Genomic DNA, 17,827 nt, shown 5'->3' with positions numbered 1-17,827 from the left:
GAGGGTAGTGTCAAGTTAACACCTCCAGTAGTTGTAGAAGGCCATAAAGCTCTCCAACCAGCTCTGTACAGAGACAAAAGAACTCCTGAATGGAAATCTGTTCCAGAACCTCTTCGTTCTCTCTTTAAACCTCGAAAAGAATCCTTCTACAGCATTTCTTCTACCAAACGTTTCATGCCTGTATCTCAGCCCTAACCTTTTCAAAGCCCACAGATACCAGAAACCTCTATCAACAACGATCTCTGGCTTGTTTTCGCAATGCTTGAGAACTTCTCTAAGGAAAACGTAAGCTTCAAAGCTTCCTCTTCCTCCAGAAGCCCATATAGCTAGGCATTCCATGGTATCAACGTCTATAGCAGCCCAAACAAAGATTTGTTTCTTTTCCAGTTTTATTTTTGTTTCATCTATCGCAACAAGTCTTCTTTTCTTCTTTTCTGGTTGTTTTAAGACTGTTTTGAGTCTATGGTAGTAAATCCTAACAGATTCGTGACTTATTTCTTCGAATAAAGATAGAAAATCACTTGTTTTTCTCAAAGAAAGGCCAAAGAAGTATAATAATGCTGCAAGTATTTTAAGTTCCACATCTTTCCTGTTCCTTCGAAAGACTTTTGTAGACTTGACGTAATCTACCAACTGGCTTAGCGCAGGCTGCATAAGTTGTATCTTAGTTATTTATTTTTTGTTATTTTGACACTGCCTGGGTTGAGATTGTAGAACTACGTCAGAGCAATTACCAATAGCATAGGTGAGCGCACCACCTGGAGAAGCAGAAAGATTTTCGGAAAGGGCAAAATAGAGTAATTGAACACACTATTGCGAAGTAAAGCCAGAAATCGTTATAGATCCTTTCTGGTTTACTTGCGAACCTTCAAGGCATCCTCTCTCGTGAGCCCGTGTCTGAGTAGGAGGTTCTCAGCTAAACCACCAAACTCCGTTGAGAACAGCTTTGCTCCGAGGTCTCCCACAGCACCTATAGCTGAAAGGTGATTCCAGAATCAACTATACTCTCAAAAAATAAAGGTAATGTTAAAATTTACTTCCTACTCCTGACAACCCTCTCCTTCCTCTTCCCCGTAATCATCGAACCGAGGACGTCAAAGATTATGACTGCGTACGCGTGTATCAGCATTGTCATCAGGAAGAAGTACATGACGAGTCTGTGAATAGCTCTGATCAGCGTGTAGCCATCTGGCAGGCCGAAGATCGGTGCGAATCCATCGGCGAACTTTATCAACGGAGCAAATATATCTGTGTAGTAAAGGGCAAAGCCCGTTATACCCATGATTGCTGCCATCAGAAGGTACATCCAGAGAACCATGACCTCTGTCGGTATGAGCTTTTCAACGTACTCTCTCTTTTCAGGGTCGTAACCCCTCGGGTCTTCAATGTGCGGACCTATGCCCGTCCAGGCGAGCGCCTCCTGAATGAAGAACTTTATCGCGTAGGGAAAGCGTCTTGGTGAGAACCACTCCCATTCGTGCTGAACCACGTAGATGAATAGCAGAACCCACAGTGCGCCGAAGACGAAGCCGAGATACAGGTGTATATTCAACGCCGTCTCCATGTCTGGAAATGAAACGCCGTAAAGTCCTCCGAGCCTCCAGCCCGTCCAGCCTATTATGAGGCCCGTGGAGACTATTGCCCAGTGATAAAAGCGGTACAGTGCCGAATGCCTTTCTACTTCAATCGTCTCGTATTCCTTATCGTGATGCGTCATCCTACCCACCTCCCGAGAGTAATCCTGCGCTTGGCAAGGTGCACAGCAATACCTCCGAGAACTGCGAGGATTATCAGCGTTCCAAGCTGCGTTATGTCTACCTTGAAGTTGATGCCGAAGCTACTCAGATCTATCGCAAGCTTCGACGGCGGATCAGCAAGTTCAACGCCAGGCGGGCCCACTAACCTGCCATCAAAGCCAACCAGGAACACTTCCTTCTCTTTGTCGTGACACTCTTCGCAATCTCTGGCCTTTGCCGTGATTGTATGGGGCATCACAGTTCCAGCGCTCTTTGAAGTCTTGCCCTCATAACTCGTGGTCATGACATGGGCCGGATAGAGCAGACCGTTGTAACGCAGGATGTGGAACTCGTCAGTGCTTAGCTTGTCAAACTCGCCGGTGTCAAGGTGGCAGTTGGAGCACGTCTGGTAGTAATCAGCATGGCATGCAAAGCAGGATATATCGCGGTGGAGCTTGTGGGCGAGAATGTTCGGGTCATAAGGTGTTGCCTTTTTACCATCCACGACGAGGCCTTTAATGTGGCAATCCTCGCATGTTATTTTTACCGCCTGCTCTCCAAATGTGTATGCATTTCCATCGCCGTGTACCTCGTCAAGGCTGTGGCAGTCCAGACACTCGAAGCCCTTTTTGTAGTGTACGTCCGCATGAGGTGCTTTCTTCATCATTTCAGCAAGGTAACCAATGTAGTTAACGCCGATTTGGTCTTTGTGGCAGTTGACACAGTCAGTCATGTTCGGTAGCTGCTTGTGGACTTTGTGGCACTCTGTGCAGTTTTCCACGTGGCAGTCCAGGCAGTATGCTGGCACATCTATTCCTAAGGTCTTTCCGGAGCCTTGCTGGAATCCTGTTTTTATCCCCTCTATTGTATAATGGAGGCTCTTGGAGTAGTTCACTGCAACGCTCTCGTGGCATTGCATGCACGAAGACTCGATGGCTGCTACTGGATGTATCAACATCACAATTATTACCAAAATTGCAACCAGTATTCCCCGCATATTACGCTGCAACCTGATTGACTATATCTCCTTTTCGATTTTGATGAAAACTCGGCCACAATCGATAACTAATTAGGGAATGCCTGACATAATTAGGCAAATGGGAGACTGGCATACCTTCAGCCACGAAGAGGTCTTCGAAACATTCGAGACTTCTCCCCAGGGGCTGAAGGAAGAGGAAGCGAGGAAGAGGCTTGAAGTTTTCGGACCAAACGAGATCAGAGAAAAGAAAGAGAACGAACTCGTCAGGTTTCTTCTCCACTTTCACGATCCTCTCATTTACGTTCTGATCGTTAGCGGAATTCTCACGGTATATCTCGGAAAGCTCGCGGACTCTGTCATAATTTTTGCTGTTGTCGCTGTAAATGCCATTATAGGGTACGCTCAGGAGAGAAAGGCCGAGAAAACTCTCGAAGCACTCAAAAGAATCGTCGAGGTTAGGGCGAGAGTAATCAGGGGAGGACTCGAAAAAGAGATCCCTGCAAGACTTCTCGTTCCAGGGGACGTTATAGTTCTCGAAGCAGGAATGAAGGTTCCTGCTGATGCGAGACTCTTCGAAGCAAACGGCCTGAGGGTTGACGAATCTCTGCTGACGGGAGAGAGTGTTCCGGTTGAAAAGAGCGTTGATGCTGTCGAAGAAAGGTTCACAAGGCCAAACATGGTCTTTGCCGGAACACTTGTAACGGAGGGCTACGCAAGGGCTGTCGTTGTTGCAACATCCGGCCAGACGGAGCTTGGAAAAATTGCCAGGAGGACTGAAAGGGAGAAGAGAATCGAGACGCCGCTCCTGAGGAGAATGAAGAAACTCGGTAGAAACATCTTCTTCATAATCATAGCCTTATCTGCCTTCAACTTCCTCATAGGTCTTTACAGGGGGTACGAAACTGAAATGACCTTTCTCGCATCCGTCGGTCTTGCGGTTGCAGCGATTCCCGAATCGCTGCCGGCTCTTCTTACAATGATTCTCGCTCTCGGCGTTCGTGATATGGCTGCAAGGAAAGCCATTGTGCGAAGGCTTCCAGCAGTCGAAACTCTTGGGAGTGTAACGACCATATGCACTGACAAAACCGGAACGCTGACCCAGAACAGAATTAAAGTCGTCAGGATTTACGCTGGTGGCAAGGAATACGAGATTGAAGAGCTGAAGAGTGAGAGGGTTAGAGAGCTCAGAGAGGTTAAGCTGACGATTCTCGCTGGCTATGTGTGCAACAGGGCTGTTTACAGGGCTGATGAAGGAGGGTACGTTGTGAGCGGAGACCCGACGGAAATTGCACTTCTCGAAGCTGCAGCAATTGCGGACGAAAGTCTGGAGAAGGAAAAAAGGATTATCGGAGAAATTCCCTTCGATCCTGCGATAAGGTTTATGGCCACAGCTATCGAAGACAATGGCCTCGCGATAGTCTACGCAAAAGGGTCGCCGGAGCGCATTATATCCATGTGTTCTGAGATGATGGTCAACGGAGAGCCTGTAGAGATAGATGTCGAAGAGCTGCACAGCGCAGCCGAGAATCTCGCATCGCGCGGAATGAGGATTCTCGCCTTCGCTTACAAGGTAACGGACGTCGAGGGTTTCAGTATAAGGGAACACCTCAGGGACATGGTTTTTCTTGGATTCCAGTGCATGATCGACCCGCCGAGAGAGGAGTGTTACGAAGCTGTGAAGAATTGCAGGCACGCAGGAGTAAGAGTTGTGATGATCACTGGCGACCATCCGGCTACAGCCCTCGCAATAGCAAGAGAACTTGGGATAAGAGGGTACGCCCTGACAGGAGACGAACTCGACAGAATGAGCGACGAAGAGCTCAGAAAAGCTCTCAAAGATGTGGGAATCTTCGCGAGGGTTCTGCCCGAGCACAAGTTCAGGATAGTGAGGGCGTTTCAGGAAAGTGGAGAGATCGTTGCTGTTACCGGTGACGGTGTAAACGATGCTCCAGCGCTAAAAGCTGCAGACATAGGTGTTGCCATGGGCTCCGGCACGGAAGTTGCGAAGGAGGCGAGTGATATGATAATTCTCGACGACAACTTCGCAACGATAGTTGCAGCCATAGAGGAAGGAAGAAACGTCTTCAGGAAAATTCAGAAGGTTCTCGCCTGGCTTCTGCCAACGAATGGGGGTGAGGCTCTTTCGGTGATGTCTGCCTTCCTCATTGGAATTGCCTTACCAATCCTGCCAGTGCAGATTCTCTGGATTAATACTGTAACGGCCATTCTGCTTGGAACCACGCTCGTCTTCGAACCCCGCGAACCGGGGCTGCTCAGGCTGAAGCCAACTGGAAAAGAGCTCCTCAGCAGGCAGATACTCTTCAGAATTACGTGGATTTCGATACTCATGGTGCTGGGAGCTTATCTGTTATACTTCAGCCAGAGCGATGGGGATGCAGCAAGAACTGCAGCTATGAACACAATCGTCTTCTTTGAAATATTCTACCTGCTCAGCTCGAGAAGTCTCAGCGAGAGCTTTTTCACAACGTTAAAGCGGTGGAACCCTGCCATAATACCTGGAATCGCCGCAATGGCTGGCCTTCAAGTTGCTGCCACGCATCTACCGGACATCTTTGGATGGCTCCATACAGCACCTCTCACATCAGAAACGTGGCTGAAAATTGTCGCCGTCACATCCCTCGTCTTCTTCCTTGCCGAAATCGAAAAGTTCGCAACTCGGCAAAAGTTTTAAAGCCCACCAGCGATGCGGGGGCATGGCCTACGAAAAGATAAAGCCTCCAGAAGAGGGGGAAAAGATAAGGTACGAGGACGGAAAGCTCATAGTGCCCGATAACCCGATTATTCCCTACATCGAGGGCGACGGAATAGGCAAGGATGTTGTGCCAGCAGCGCTGATGGTACTCGATGCTGCAGCAGAAAAGATTGGCAAAGAGATTGTGTGGTTCAGGATTTACGCTGGTGAGGATGCTTACAAGCTCTACGGCAATTATTTGCCCGAAGATACGCTCAACGCGATAAGGGAGTTCAGAGTTGCGCTCAAAGGCCCTCTGACAACACCTGTCGGCGGAGGTTTCAGGAGTCTAAACGTAACCATAAGGCAGGTTCTCGATTTGTATGCCAACGTGAGACCCGTCTACTACCTGAAGGGCGCTCCAAGCCCCCTCAAAGAGCCAGAGAAGGTGAACCTCGTAATCTTCAGAGAGAATACAGAAGACGTTTATGCGGGCATTGAGTGGCCGAGAGGTAGCAACGAGGCGCTGAAGCTCATAAAATTCCTCAAGGACGAGTTCGGCGTCAGCATAAGGGAAGACTCGGGTATAGGAATTAAGCCCATAAGCGAGTTCGCCACGAAGAGACTCGTAAGGCTTGCAATACAGTACGCCATCCAGAACGGAAGGAAGAGCGTTACGCTCGTGCACAAGGGCAACATAATGAAGTACACAGAGGGAGCGTTCAGAGACTGGGGTTATGAACTTGCAAGAGAAGAATTTGGCGAGTACACCATAACTGAAGACGAGCTGTGGGAGAAATACAACGGCGAGCAGCCAGAAGGGAAGATCGTTATCAAGGACCGCATTGCCGACAACATGTTCCAGCAGATTCTGACGAGAACTGCAGAATACGATGTGCTCGCGATGCCAAACCTCAATGGCGATTACATGAGCGACGCCGCTGCAGCGATGGTTGGTGGCCTGGGTATAGCTCCCGGCAGCAACATAGGCGACGGGATGGGTGTGTTCGAGCCCGTCCACGGCTCTGCGCCGAAGTACGCTGGCCAGAACAAAGTGAATCCGACAGCTGAGATTCTGACGGGGGCGCTCATGTTCGAGTACCTCGGGTGGAGAGAGGGAAGCGAGATGATAAAGAAAGCTGTGGAGATGACCATTCAGAGCGGAACTGTTACCTACGACATCCACCGCCACGTCGGCGGAAACCTCGTTGGAACGAAGGAGTTCGCAAAGGCGGTAGTTGAGAACCTTCAATCTCTTTAATTTTTAATAAATTATGTTTAATTAAGTTAAAATTCAAATAATTTGTGGCACCCAAAGAAAGTCTAACCACAAATCTAAAATGATAAATTAAGTGAAATTGCACGTCCAGTAGGTGATACAATGAAAATAGCAGTTCTTGGTGGAACCGGTCATATCGGCATCGGCCTGTCTCTACGGCTTGCGATTGCAGGCTACGAGGTGATAGTGGGTTCGAGAAAGGGTGAGAAAGCCCGACAAAAGGCGGAAGAGTACACCTCAATGCTGGAGAGTAGAGGATTAAATGGGGTCATATCTGGAGCAGACAATGCGAAAGCTTCGGAGCTGTCAGACGTGGCCATCCTGGCTATCCCCTACAGTCACGTGTACAAAGCTGCAGAAAGTCTCAAAGAAGATCTTGCAGGAAAGATCGTCATAACTCCTGTAGTCCCCATGGAAAAGAAGAGCAGATTGTTCATATATGCGCCTCCTCCGGAAGGTTCAGCAGCCGAGAAAATTGCATCTATTCTTAAAGATAGCCGGGTTGTTTCGGCCTTTCAGACGGTTCCGGCCGAACGGTTTGCGAATCTCGATGAACGTTTTGAGTGGGATGTCCCCGTCTGCAGCGACGATGACGAAGCAAAACGAATTGTTCTGGAAATTGTAAACAGCATCGATGGATTAAGAGGACTTGATGCGGGCCCCCTCGCCGCATCAAGGCTCGTAGAAGGACTGACTCCTCTCTTGATTAATATATCCATAAGAAATAAGGTAAAAGACCTCAGTGTGAAATTTGTATAGACTAAATTATTTTTAGTATTCTTTTTTCTATCGAACACTTCAGATAGATGTGCTTGATGACTGTGCCGTGGAAATTATGTGCATGTGTTCACACGTAAATGCTCATCGCCAGATCGACCCTGGCGTCATAGACATTAATGCTGCATTAATTTTGGGCAATATGGTGGAAGTTCAAACGAAAACTATATATATGTTGAATAACTCACCAGCTTATTGGAGGAGGTGAGTGTAAATGGGAGAATTGCCTATTGCGCCAATTGACAGGTTGATAAGGAAGGCTGGTGCAGAGAGAGTTAGTGAGGATGCAAGGGAAGCAATGGCCGAAATCCTTGAGGAGTGGGCTACCCAGATTGCCAGAAAGGCAATCGAGGTTGCAAAGCACGCTGGCAGAAAGACTGTTAAGGCCGAGGACATCAAGCTTGCCCTTAGAACCTGAAATTTCCTTTTTTTATTCGATTTTTGCGTCGCTGCTGGCAGAGAGCACGTTAATCAGATTACCAATTCCGTAATCTTTTGTCGAGACTATCAAACTCTGTTCCACTGCCCTGGAGTCTTCTCACGATTTCTCCTGCTTCGAGTTCGGTTTCAGCTCTCGCAAGCTTCCTTACGCGCTTGAGATTGTTTCTACATCCACACACGCACATCTTCGTTTTGGTGGACTCTTTTGCATACAGGTATCTGCCGCATTTTCTACATCTGAAAACAACGAACATTCCTAAACCTCCAGATCTGCCTTAACAACCTCTGCCACTTCCATTCCGGCCTTAATACTGCCGTTCATACTTCTCTCGGGATAGTTTGGCTTGGAGGTCATTCCTGCTATGTAAAGACCTTTAAGGGCTGTTCTGTAGGGGGTTATCTTGTTCAAGTAACCTTTCTCGTAGATGGGGCCGCTGTACTTTGCTCTGAATATTTCTATCCAGTTGATGTCCTTCTCCTCAAGCCCGAACCTCGCCACATCTTTGAGGTAAAGCTTCCTGAGTTCATCGCTCTTCGCATTGAAAAGCCATCCTGACGGCGAAGAGTAGCTCGCGAGGTATATAACGTGCTCTCCATAGTCCTCGAATGGCATGAAGTGTGTGTGCTCGATTATCGCTCCAAAGATCCCCCTGTCAACGTTCGTCCAGTATATATCCTCGGTAATGCTTTTCTTAGCCCCGATGAGCGCGCAAACAGAGCTCTGATACTTCACATCCTGCACGCCAGCAGCTTTTCGTATTTTTTCATCAAGTTCGGGGAGCGGAGCAGTATATATCACTGCATCGAAGCGTTCACCGTTTACGACCCATCCAGCATTTTTTTCGATTCTTGCAGCCTTGCTCATTATTTCGATGTCTTCACGCATCCTTTCTATGAGCTGGTGAAAACCGTGGCGGAGGTAGCCGAGTTCCTCTCCGCTGTACTTTCTGTTGCTCCTTATTGAAACTCTCGCGAGAAGCCACGCGTAGCTGACTTCTGGATAGCTCTCGCCAAACTTTGCCTTCAGGAGAGGCATGAAAAATTTTTCCAGCAACCTGTCACCAAGCTCCTGTCTTATACCATCAACAACGCTCACGCTGTCAGCCTTTGTGTAGTCGCGTCTCTTGCTCCTGATAGTGAAGAGAGCAAGCTTCGCCTTATCCATAAAGCTCATGTGGGGGTAGCGGAGAATTTCGAATGGTGTGTTAAGAGGATATACCTTCCCGCCTACGGCATAGCCTATTCTGGCAACTTTCCAGACGAGCTTGCTCGAGAGACCGAGCTTTTTTATCATCTCGAGTAGGGCGTTATCACCTCTAAAGCAGTGGTGGTAAAATTTCTCTATGCAGTACTCCCGGCAGTAAGAGGATGCAAGGCCGCCAACGTCGTCTTTCTCAAAAACTACGACGTTCGCGTATTCTTTAAGTGCTATTGCAGCGCTTAACCCTGTCAGGCCTGCTCCAACTATGGCTATTTTCACACGACCGGCTCTGCAGTGCGTTTATAAAATGTTTTCAAGGTGATGTGGGCAAACTCAGGGCATCAATTTGTAATTCAAATTGATCGTCTCCAAGTCTTGTCCAGTAGAGAATGGTAAAGGTATGATCAGGGATATCCTGACCGTGGTCGTACTTATGTATGAAGTGGCTAAGATATATGATATTGAGAAAAATTTGACGCGAAAAGTAATACTTATTGTTCCGCGAAAGACGTGCTTGAACGCATGCCTGGAGATAGGGAGCATGGGTTGCCGAAAGAATTGTTCAGGAAGTAACTGAAGCGGAAAAACTGAGTTAAAGCATCTCCAGAAATCAGGCGATAATCGTGAATCGGGCTTAATGTGGAAAAAAGCCAGAGTTAACTGTGAAACATCTTACTGCAACGGACGCGACTTTGCGATACAGTAAGCTTATATATTTTCCGTAAAAAGAATGAAGTGAATGGTTAAGAAACTCGTTCTCGCTATAGACAGGGATGACGACCTTGGCAGGAAGACGGGGATACCTTCGCCTGTCATCGGAAGAGAGGCGAACATTCAGGCCGCGATAAAGCTTGCAATAGCAGATCCCGAGGATTCAGACGTAAACACGATGTTTGGAGCTGTTAAGATATACGACGAGCTTAAGGAAAAAGGCGAAGACGTTGAGGTTGTTACAGTTTGCGGAGACGAAAACGTTGGAGTCATCTCCGATTCGAAGATTGCGGAGCAGCTCGACATGCTCGCAAGGAAGTTTGGTGCAACAAGCGCCATCGTAGTGACTGACGGCAGCGAGGACGAGTTCGTGCTGCCTATAATTTCCTCAAGGTTCAAAATTGATGCGGTATCAAGGATTATTGTAAAGCAGAGCAAAACCATAGAGAGCACCTACTTCCTGATAAAGAGGATGCTGAACGACCCGAAGATAGCGCGCATGACCTTAACACCTCTCGGCATTCTCTTCCTCATCTACTCGATATTTCTGCTTGCAAGGTATCCTGAATGGGGTACCGGAGCCATAATCTTTGCAATAGGGTTTTACTTTCTGATAAAGGCCTACGGCCTCGAGGACGTTGTGGAAGACTACTTCTCAACGCTGAAAAAGGCACTGCTCGAGGGCAGAATGTCGTTCATTGCGTACGTAATCTCGGCAATTCTCATCGTCATCGGAACGATACAGGGCCTCAACATGGTCTGGAGGGTTTACAACCAGCCGATTGCGCCCGGAGTCATCACCCTCATAACATCATTCATATATGGCTCCATATGGTGGGTTGTTGCAGGAGGAATTGCCGCAACTTTCGGTAAGATATTTGACCTCATACTCGAGAAGAAGCCATTCATAAAGCAGCTTGCAATACCGTTCCTCCTGATCTCAACAGGCCTCGTGCTGTGGGGGGCGAGTGTATTTATACTCTCAGGCAGCGGGATTGGTGTTGAGCAGGATTCTGCTCTTCAGTATCTGCTGTTCTCGATCTTCGGGGCTGTACTTATAACTCTCATGGCCATCATACCCCTGACGAAGAGAGCATAGTTCTATCTTTGACATTTTCCGACACTTTCGGAATTTTTTAATTCCCCGCAAAAATGGAGGGGGCGTGAACGTTTCCATCATCATAGCTGCGTACAGGCATGCAGGCTGCATAGAGCACAACGTCAGGAGATTTGGAAAGCGTTGTGAGGTTATTGTTGCTGCTGATGAGCCTGAGAAGGAGTTACTCGAAGTTATAGAGAAATACGGGCTGAAAGCGAGCGTTAGCGAAAAAAGAAGGGGTAAGTGGAGGGCGTTAAACGACGCTGCAAAGCTCGCTACCGGAGACATCCTGATATTTCTGGATTCCGACACACGCCTCGAATGTAATATAGAGGACATTATTGAGATGCTCAGGCAGTACGATGCCGTGGAGGTGCGTAAAGAGGTCAAAGCCTCGACGACGATTCAGAACCTTGCGAACATAGATTACCTGAACATGTACATTGTCGCCACTCTCGCGTCGAAGCTGAAAGCATCACTTGGTCTTAACGGGGCTGCATTTGGGATACGAAGGAACGTATTTTTCGAACTCGGAGGCTTCAGGAGGAAAATAAACGAGGACACAGACCTTGGAATCAGGTTGGGATTGCACGGCTTTAAGGTGGGGGTGGGTGGAAGGGCTACTACAAAAGCCCCGTCAACGCTGAAAGAGTGGTTTGCACAGCGCGAGAGGTGGGCTGTTGGCGGAGCAGAGGTTTTCATTGAAAATTTTGGACACATAATTAGAAGGCCAGCACTGTGGCTTCCAGCCCTGTTTCTTCTCTTTCCGGCAATTGCTGGCTTCATCGTTAATATGTTCATATCTGACGATATTCTCACAAAGCTGCTGTATTTGATTCTACCCGTGATGCTTTTTCTGCCTCCAAAAGTTCTGGCGTTGCTCATGTTTGCCCTCTTCCAGAAGCACCTGCTGCAGAACCTGCTTGCTGCCCTTACGGCGTTCCTCGTCTGGGTCACAATAGAGGTAATTCTTGCGCTGAAAATGAAGTGGAAAATAGACTTCAAACTGCTTCCTGTGTTCTACTTCTTTTATTCGCCCCTCTGGATGATGCTCTGCCTGACTGCTTTCTTCAGAGTTGGTATCGCAAGATTCAGGGGGCGGAGCGTTGAAGTTAGAGACTGGATCGTTTGAAGCAGTTCTGAGAGTGCTCTCTGTAACCATAATACAGAAGTGATGAAAAATTAGGTAAATGTAGTTGAGGAAATGCTTGCATTTACGTCTCTCTGAAGATGTATATCACGTCACCGTGTATGAAAAAGTATTCTGATACCTCCGAGTCATAAATTACTCTTTCATTTGTATCTATGGCCGCGTCTACAAGACCCTTTAGTGAATCCATTTCCACTCTTATCAGACCGGGGTTATTCACAAGCTTTCCCTCACTTATCCACTTTTCGAGTTTGCTCTTTTCTTCTTCAATCTTTAGTTTTCTGAGATCGTGGTTATTCGGGTCGAATCTAATTTTTACAGCGGAAAACGTCACCAGCGTGGAGAGAAGTGCTGTCATCACAAATACTGGGGCCATCTTATCGATTAGTGGTGGTTCAACCTCAACGATTCTATTTTCTGTTCTCTTTTTACTATCAGTGTTATAGACATTCTCAAATTTGTATGTATCTCCTCCAACATCCAGCGGCATCACGTAGGTTTTGACTTCCTCGACTTTCTCTCCGTTAACGAACCCGGAGTAATTCACACAAGTCACGATTTTTACTTCAGTTGTACCCTGATGAAAACCAAGAGCTTTCTGTACATCGTTAATCGTTTTCCTGAGATCGGTTATATTTATCGAAAAAGTACTTTCGAGAGAATTCCCTGTGGTCTCATTTGTGAATTCCATATAAGTTTTCTTCCAGAGCAACTTCTCGTTGTAACTGGAGCTGTAGATAACTTTTGTAACACTCTTAATTGAAACGTTTGCATTCGGATTTGAAATTTTAAAGCTGAAGTTCACGTCCATGATTGGGGAGATTCCCAACAGATAAACAGGAAGTCCGCTGAGTCTGTCTTCTACTTCCCATACTGGATTTTCCTTCAATACCAGAGCTGAGCCAGTATAGCCACCCTTAACAGTGTAAAACGGTACTTCAACTTTCTCTTCAACATATCTCGGCTTGCTGGATGAATAATACCAGTAGCCGGAGAGTAGCAAAGAAGAAACAAGCAGAACCACTGTCAGGATCCAGAACCTCTTTTTTATCTCACACATAATCCTATATTTTGTGTACTTCATTTACCTCATCTCCTTCCAAAAATTCTCCTTCTCTTTCTCCTAAGTTCGGGTAAATTCTGTATCCATAGTGGATACATGGAAAAAGTTAGAATCGAGCTGAATATGGCTGTAAAAGCCAAAGGTAAACTAAAATTCAGCTCGGAAAGCCTGACGGCCCAGAAAACTGGAACCACATACTGAACAGCATCCACAATTCCACTTACCCTCACCGTTTCACCCGGTTGAACGACAGTGTAGCCGGGTATGTCATCGCATATTATTAGGCATGGTAGAAATCCGTGGTTACACACTTCTGATCCTTCCACCGCTGTAATCGGGTATAATGCAAGCAGAAGCGCTGCTGTCAATGAAATGTATATCGCGAAGAACCTTCTCTTTCTGATGACTGTGTACTTTCGCTTCTTCCTTATTCCTTCTTTTTCAGTCTTCCTTTCAGTTTGCAGGTTATAAGAGAAGATTTTTCTCATCTCGCCTACTGTAAGCATAAACGCTGGCAGTATGATCAGAGTAAAGTAGGCAAGGAAATTTTTGGAATGGTAGGCTTCAAACAGGTATCCGACAAGCGGAACTATAAAGACTGCTTTTCCAATAATGTCCTCCCTATCAACCACAAACTCGTCAGGCTCTTCGTTTGCATCGCCTTTTGTCCTGAAACCGGTTAATTTACCATCCTCGGTAAAAACCTCTATTGCTCTGTGAGTTATTATGATATTCTCTCTGTCAGACGGATCCTTAAATGCAATTATGTCTCCTGCTACCAGGCACTCTGGATTACAGCGTTTTACAACAACCACGTCCCCCACCTGCATAATAGGATGCATGCTTCCGCTAAGAACAATCAGAGATGTCAGCTTTCCAGTAGCTATGTCCGACACCACCGGAAAAGCAAGTGCAAGTATAGCCATCAATAGGGCAACAGCCAACTTTTTCATCCTTTTAATCAGCTCCCCGCAAGCACTCAGCAAGAGCTTGCACTGATCTGAAATCCTTTGGAAGAGCTGTCGTCAAAGGTAAATATAATTTCCGTTACGCTGACGTTTGAATCGAAAGTTATCCTCAGTCCTTTCCTTTCTCCCGGCATTAGCGTGCAGAGTCCACTAAAAATACTGCTTGAGGAGCTTCCGCTCCAGAAGGTGCAGTTTCCAATGGTTATTTTTGTGACATTTCCTCCAGCATATCTCAACTCAATTCCACGAACGTCAATAGGCACGTCTCCACTATTTTTGATAGAGATGCCGTGCATGTAACAGCTGCTAAAACAGTTGCTAAATTTTGCACAAGATGTATCCGCATGGAAATGTTCAGATTTACACCACACACCAGCTTTGAAAACACCGGTTGATGTTTCAACATCACTGAAGTATGAGTGTGTTGGATAAACTTTCAACAGAGCGATTGCTATGACTACAATTAAGGCAATTTTCAGTTTTTGCATTTTATTTCCCTCCATATTTGTCTAATTTCAAATATAATCAAAGCCGTACCCGGCATGAGTATGAACAGCACGTAACCCCAAACAGTATTCATAAATCTCACAAACCATCCAGCATACGGTATCTTGAACACGACCACTCCGACAACGTCATCAGACCTTACAACATAATTATCAACGGTACTCAGAGAATCGCCCTTCGTCAACAACGATTTTCCGTTTACCTCTACAACCCTGTGCACGAACTGATACGTTTTGCCATCAACTTCATGCCTGTAAACTATCACTTTTCCAGCTTTTATTTCATCTGAATTAACAGGCAACACAAGTACAATGTCGTTTTGAGTTATTGCTGGCTCCATGCTTGTTCCCGTGACTGTCAGAAACCGAGCCTGGGATAAGACGAGTGCTATAGATAGAGTGACAAACACAGCCACACAAAGCAGAACTATTTTCGCTGCTTGAGCCACGACTTTCACCTGCTTTAAAAAATAAAAAATTAAGGTTGTTTACTGGCTTGCAACCTGGTTCAGCGTCACGGTTACGTTCATTATTGTTACGTCGCCCTGATAATCATTTCCTGCAGTTTCATTGAATCCCACGTTCATGTTAATCTGCAGGTAGTTGTCTATAGCATCATATGCTCCATTTGTATCGAGTTCTGGAGGAGCAACGTTATCGAGGTCGAGGGTTGCAAGGTCATCCAGGTCCATGTAACCGTTGCCGTTGACGTCGTAGAGCCCATAGGTAAAGTTTCCACATACACCGGAGCCTGTAGCACTACCGCCAGAAATCAAGATGTGTTCATCCGTTTCGTTATCGTTTTCAAACCACGTAATGCTCATGCAATCTATGTACAGATATCTGCCCATTCCATCGGCTGTTGTATTAGCTGTGTCTGATTCTGGACCATTGTTCTGACCATCAGTTAGGTCTCCGTTATCATCCTCATACTCTGTCAGCTCAAAGTCGAATTCCAGATGGTCACCTTTGTTGGTACCGAGGTTCCAGACTCTCAGTTCGCCACTCTCAAGTGGCTCTCCGGGTTTCCAGTCATATTTCTCCCATGCTGAAGTTGCCGAAACAATACCGTCTGTCAAGAAAATATCCAGTGTTCCTGTTGAAAATGTGTTATTCGTTGATGTTTCAAGATCGCTGAAGTATGCCAGTGTCCCTGCTGTAAAAAGCAATGCTATTGCTGAAATTGCTGCCAATGGTACTGCTATTTTTCTCATTTTCGGCACTTCTCAAAAGATTAAGGCCACAATGGCGATGGAGCGGGTGCGTTCGTCTGCGTAGCGAGGACTTCAATATCAAAGTACATTATGTCTCCCTGAGCCCAGTTGGTTACTTCAGGCTGCATGTGATAGCTCTGGTTAACGACCATGGTTCCGTTCTGGGGTATATCGCCGAGGTAAATCCAATAACAGTCTATGTCTTCAACTTTCACATTTTCAGTTTCTTCGATTATCCATTCTTCATGCACAAGAGCACCGGTCTCGTTGTAGATCGCAACATGTAGGTCGTATGTTATGTTTTTACCGATGTCGTTGATTTCGTCGTTGAGATCTTCAGCTTCCTCTGACTCCGGATGCAGACCACCATCATACCCTGTTATGTTTATATGCTTGTAAATTTTGACTGGATCGTCTTTTTCGAGGTTTTTAATTGTGAAGTTTATCCACCCAGTCTCACAGGGTTTAAGGTCTTCCATCGTGTAATTACTAATCCATGGGTTCTCATCATCTATAGAGATGTCAATCATACCCGCGCCGAACACATTATTCTCGCTTGTTTCTGTGTCGCTGAAGTATGCCAGTGTTCCTGATCCCACCAATGCCGCTGCAAATCCCAGCAGCAAAAGGCTAACTAATATGTTTCTCATTTTTCCTCCTCCATTTTTTCTGCCATCCAGGCAAAATTGTAGTATTTTGAAGATATTTTAAGTTGCATGAATATTTAATTCTAAAATAAGTTTAGAAAAATTACTTTGTTGAATATTCAGAAACAAAGCTACAGAGCAAAATTTTGACGTCAGTAAGGCTTGAGGGATTACTCCCAGTAATAAAAACCTTAATTTTCCAAGTTTCCCTCTTCAATACTACAATAGACAGTTATTTTTCATTCCTGCCGCAGCAGGACTGCTTCGATCATACTGCTTCGATCATTAAAGTTTAAGTTTGCTCATAGACAAGTTAAGTATTTGTTTTATCCCCCCATTTAGCGAATTTGTTCCTTCGCCCTTTCGAGCTCCTCCCTGAGCACACACGCCTGGCATACGCGTTTCGGCGTCGGTTCACCGCACTTTTCGCATGCGTTTAGGTCTATCTGCGGAAACATTTCTTTCAGACACGGGATGAGTGTTTCGAAGCTCCTCATCACGGAGTACTTTCTTCCCGGGTATTTGTTCTCGAAGTCGTAGAGGAAGTCTCTGATTGCTGCTCTAACGGGGAAGTAGCTGTAGGGACACTCGTTCATGTCCATTGGAAGATCAAAGAGAAGACAGTATACGACGACTTCCTTCTCGTAAATTTCTCTGAAGGGCTTTATACGCATTACGAGCCCTTTCTGAACTCGCTGTGGAACAAGCCTGGCAAGTCTCTCTATGTCAGCCTGCAGGAAGTTGAGGAGAATTGTCTGCGTCTCATCGTCGAGGTTGTGAGCGGTGGCGAGCTTCGTTGCCCCAAGCTCCCTTGCGGTTCTGTTGAGCAGGTATTTTCTGAAGACTCCACAGTACGTGCACGGCTTCTTGTCTCCAAGCTTTACCATCTCGTCAAGAGCCATTCCGAAGTTTTCTTTGAAGGAAACGATGTGATGCTCTATTCCAAGCTGGGAAGTAATTTCTCTCGCAATCTCAACGGTGGGCGGGCGGTAGCCTTTAATCCCCTCGTCAATTGTAATTGCAACGAACTCAACATCTTTTCTTTCCCCATAGAGTCTGTCGAGAGCAAAAGTGAGAGCAACACTATCCTTCCCACCGCTGAGAGCTATCGCTATTTTATCACCGCTCTCTATCATCCTGTACTTCTTTACCGCGTATCGAACTCTCTTTTCGAAGTCGTAGATGAAGTGTTTTTTACAGAGGTGTCTGCCTGAGTGTCGCTGGTAGTATACCGCCTGCCTGTTGCAGTGAGAGCACTTCACGAACCCCCTTTTCAGCGGAGAGATATATCCTTTTGCCTGTGCTGAAGTTAAGTAATAGTGTCTGTGAATAACGTTTAATACCCCGCGACACTCTGCCTGAGC

General features: G+C 46.3%; 18 protein-coding genes. 6 read left to right on the top strand and 12 right to left on the bottom strand.

Annotated features, from left to right (window positions below; genetic code table 11):
- Positions 1-15: 15 nt before the first annotated feature.
- From ARCVE_RS06555 to ARCVE_RS06545, 3 genes are all read right to left on the bottom strand, one after another.
- Positions 16-654 (bottom strand): IS6 family transposase, encoded by a 639-nt coding sequence (locus ARCVE_RS06555; RefSeq protein ID WP_013682893.1) that lies wholly within the window; start codon positions 652-654, stop codon positions 16-18.
- Positions 655-1,033: 379 nt separating this feature from the next.
- Positions 1,034-1,717 (bottom strand): cytochrome b/b6 domain-containing protein, encoded by a 684-nt coding sequence (locus tag ARCVE_RS06550; RefSeq protein ID WP_013683982.1) that lies wholly within the window; start codon positions 1,715-1,717, stop codon positions 1,034-1,036.
- Positions 1,714-2,733, bottom strand: a complete 1,020-nt coding sequence (locus ARCVE_RS06545; RefSeq protein WP_013683981.1) for a cytochrome c3 family protein — start codon at positions 2,731-2,733, stop codon at positions 1,714-1,716. Before ARCVE_RS06545 ends, ARCVE_RS06550 begins: the two co-directional genes overlap by 4 nt.
- Before the next feature lie 100 nt (positions 2,734-2,833).
- On the opposite strand from ARCVE_RS06545, the gene ARCVE_RS06540 reads away from it, so the two are divergent.
- The 4 genes from ARCVE_RS06540 (at position 2,834) to ARCVE_RS06525 (ending at position 7,881) form a co-directional block, all read left to right on the top strand.
- Entirely contained in the window at positions 2,834-5,407 is a 2,574-nt protein-coding gene (locus ARCVE_RS06540) for a cation-translocating P-type ATPase (protein WP_013683980.1), read from the top strand.
- Positions 5,408-5,429: 22 nt separating this feature from the next.
- Entirely contained in the window at positions 5,430-6,668 is a 1,239-nt protein-coding gene (gene icd / locus ARCVE_RS06535; protein WP_013683979.1) for an isocitrate dehydrogenase (NADP(+)), read from the top strand.
- A 120-nt stretch (positions 6,669-6,788) separates the two neighbouring features.
- Positions 6,789-7,445, top strand: coding sequence for an NADPH-dependent F420 reductase (npdG, locus tag ARCVE_RS06530; RefSeq protein WP_013683978.1), 657 nt, complete (start codon positions 6,789-6,791; stop codon positions 7,443-7,445).
- Positions 7,446-7,677: 232 nt separating this feature from the next.
- On the top strand, positions 7,678-7,881 hold the full coding sequence (locus ARCVE_RS06525; RefSeq protein WP_013683977.1) for a histone family protein: 204 nt from the start codon (positions 7,678-7,680) through the stop codon (positions 7,879-7,881).
- 58 nt (positions 7,882-7,939) lie between these two features.
- On the opposite strand, the gene ARCVE_RS06520 is transcribed toward ARCVE_RS06525, so the two are convergent.
- Together ARCVE_RS06520 and ARCVE_RS06515 are read right to left on the bottom strand one after the other, a co-directional pair.
- A complete protein-coding gene (locus ARCVE_RS06520) occupies positions 7,940-8,158 on the bottom strand; it encodes a DUF1922 domain-containing protein (RefSeq protein ID WP_013683976.1) in 219 nt (72 codons plus the stop codon).
- Between the two features lie 2 nt (positions 8,159-8,160).
- Complete coding sequence (locus ARCVE_RS06515) at positions 8,161-9,384, bottom strand: NAD(P)/FAD-dependent oxidoreductase (RefSeq protein ID WP_013683975.1); 1,224 nt, start codon at positions 9,382-9,384, stop codon at positions 8,161-8,163.
- A 460-nt stretch (positions 9,385-9,844) separates the two neighbouring features.
- Here ARCVE_RS06515 and ARCVE_RS06510 point away from each other — a divergent pair, with 460 nt between their 5' ends.
- Together ARCVE_RS06510 and ARCVE_RS06505 are read left to right on the top strand one after the other, a co-directional pair.
- The gene (locus tag ARCVE_RS06510; RefSeq protein ID WP_013683974.1) at positions 9,845-10,915 is read left to right on the top strand and encodes a DUF373 family protein; all 1,071 of its coding nucleotides are present in this window, start codon (positions 9,845-9,847) and stop codon (positions 10,913-10,915) included.
- 64 nt (positions 10,916-10,979) lie between these two features.
- Positions 10,980-12,047: a glycosyltransferase gene (locus ARCVE_RS06505; RefSeq protein ID WP_013683973.1), complete on the top strand. Its 1,068-nt coding sequence runs from the start codon at positions 10,980-10,982 to the stop codon at positions 12,045-12,047.
- Positions 12,048-12,129: 82 nt separating this feature from the next.
- Here ARCVE_RS06505 and ARCVE_RS06500 read toward each other — a convergent pair whose 3' ends face one another.
- The 7 genes from ARCVE_RS06500 to ARCVE_RS06470 form a co-directional block, all read right to left on the bottom strand.
- Entirely contained in the window at positions 12,130-13,149 is a 1,020-nt protein-coding gene (locus ARCVE_RS06500; protein ID WP_013683972.1) for a DUF5305 domain-containing protein, read from the bottom strand.
- Between the two features lie 5 nt (positions 13,150-13,154).
- The gene (locus ARCVE_RS10820; RefSeq protein WP_052302973.1) at positions 13,155-14,081 is read right to left on the bottom strand and encodes a signal peptidase I; all 927 of its coding nucleotides are present in this window, start codon (positions 14,079-14,081) and stop codon (positions 13,155-13,157) included.
- A 26-nt stretch (positions 14,082-14,107) separates the two neighbouring features.
- Entirely contained in the window at positions 14,108-14,584 is a 477-nt protein-coding gene (locus ARCVE_RS06490; RefSeq protein ID WP_013683970.1) for a SipW-dependent-type signal peptide-containing protein, read from the bottom strand.
- Positions 14,572-15,051: a signal peptidase I gene (locus tag ARCVE_RS10815; RefSeq protein WP_013683969.1), complete on the bottom strand. Its 480-nt coding sequence runs from the start codon at positions 15,049-15,051 to the stop codon at positions 14,572-14,574. Before ARCVE_RS10815 ends, ARCVE_RS06490 begins: the two co-directional genes overlap by 13 nt.
- Before the next feature lie 39 nt (positions 15,052-15,090).
- Positions 15,091-15,816 carry a SipW-dependent-type signal peptide-containing protein gene (locus ARCVE_RS06480; protein ID WP_013683968.1) on the bottom strand — a complete coding sequence of 242 codons (726 nt, stop codon included), beginning with the start codon at positions 15,814-15,816 and terminating at the stop codon, positions 15,091-15,093.
- Positions 15,817-15,836: 20 nt separating this feature from the next.
- Positions 15,837-16,466: a TasA family protein gene (locus tag ARCVE_RS10810; protein ID WP_013683967.1), complete on the bottom strand. Its 630-nt coding sequence runs from the start codon at positions 16,464-16,466 to the stop codon at positions 15,837-15,839.
- Positions 16,467-16,801: 335 nt separating this feature from the next.
- On the bottom strand, positions 16,802-17,725 hold the full coding sequence (locus ARCVE_RS06470) for a TIGR00269 family protein (protein WP_013683966.1): 924 nt from the start codon (positions 17,723-17,725) through the stop codon (positions 16,802-16,804).
- Between the last annotated feature and the right edge of the window lie 102 nt (positions 17,726-17,827).

The sequence above is a fragment of the Archaeoglobus veneficus SNP6 genome, from assembly GCF_000194625.1.
Lineage (GTDB): Archaea > Halobacteriota > Archaeoglobi > Archaeoglobales > Archaeoglobaceae > Archaeoglobus_C > Archaeoglobus_C veneficus.
The sequence above is the reverse complement of the archived record's forward strand: the minus strand, read 5'-3'. Positions and strand labels throughout refer to the sequence as shown.

Coding starts and splice junctions, on each gene's coding strand:
- ARCVE_RS10810 (WP_013683967.1), bottom strand. CDS start 16,466: ATGAGAAACATATTAGTTAGCCTTTTGCTGCTGGGATTTGCAGCGGCA.
- ARCVE_RS06480 (WP_013683968.1), bottom strand. CDS start 15,816: ATGAGAAAAATAGCAGTACCATTGGCAGCAATTTCAGCAATAGCATTG.
- ARCVE_RS06500 (WP_013683972.1), bottom strand. CDS start 13,149: ATGAAGTACACAAAATATAGGATTATGTGTGAGATAAAAAAGAGGTTC.
- ARCVE_RS06545 (WP_013683981.1), bottom strand. CDS start 2,733: ATGCGGGGAATACTGGTTGCAATTTTGGTAATAATTGTGATGTTGATA.
- icd (WP_013683979.1), top strand. CDS start 5,430: ATGGCCTACGAAAAGATAAAGCCTCCAGAAGAGGGGGAAAAGATAAGG.
- ARCVE_RS06525 (WP_013683977.1), top strand. CDS start 7,678: ATGGGAGAATTGCCTATTGCGCCAATTGACAGGTTGATAAGGAAGGCT.
- ARCVE_RS06550 (WP_013683982.1), bottom strand. CDS start 1,717: ATGACGCATCACGATAAGGAATACGAGACGATTGAAGTAGAAAGGCAT.
- ARCVE_RS06490 (WP_013683970.1), bottom strand. CDS start 14,584: ATGCAAAAACTGAAAATTGCCTTAATTGTAGTCATAGCAATCGCTCTG.
- ARCVE_RS06520 (WP_013683976.1), bottom strand. CDS start 8,158: ATGTTCGTTGTTTTCAGATGTAGAAAATGCGGCAGATACCTGTATGCA.
- ARCVE_RS06555 (WP_013682893.1), bottom strand. CDS start 654: ATGCAGCCTGCGCTAAGCCAGTTGGTAGATTACGTCAAGTCTACAAAA.
- npdG (WP_013683978.1), top strand. CDS start 6,789: ATGAAAATAGCAGTTCTTGGTGGAACCGGTCATATCGGCATCGGCCTG.
- ARCVE_RS06510 (WP_013683974.1), top strand. CDS start 9,845: ATGGTTAAGAAACTCGTTCTCGCTATAGACAGGGATGACGACCTTGGC.
- ARCVE_RS10820 (WP_052302973.1), bottom strand. CDS start 14,081: ATGAAAAAGTTGGCTGTTGCCCTATTGATGGCTATACTTGCACTTGCT.
- ARCVE_RS06540 (WP_013683980.1), top strand. CDS start 2,834: ATGGGAGACTGGCATACCTTCAGCCACGAAGAGGTCTTCGAAACATTC.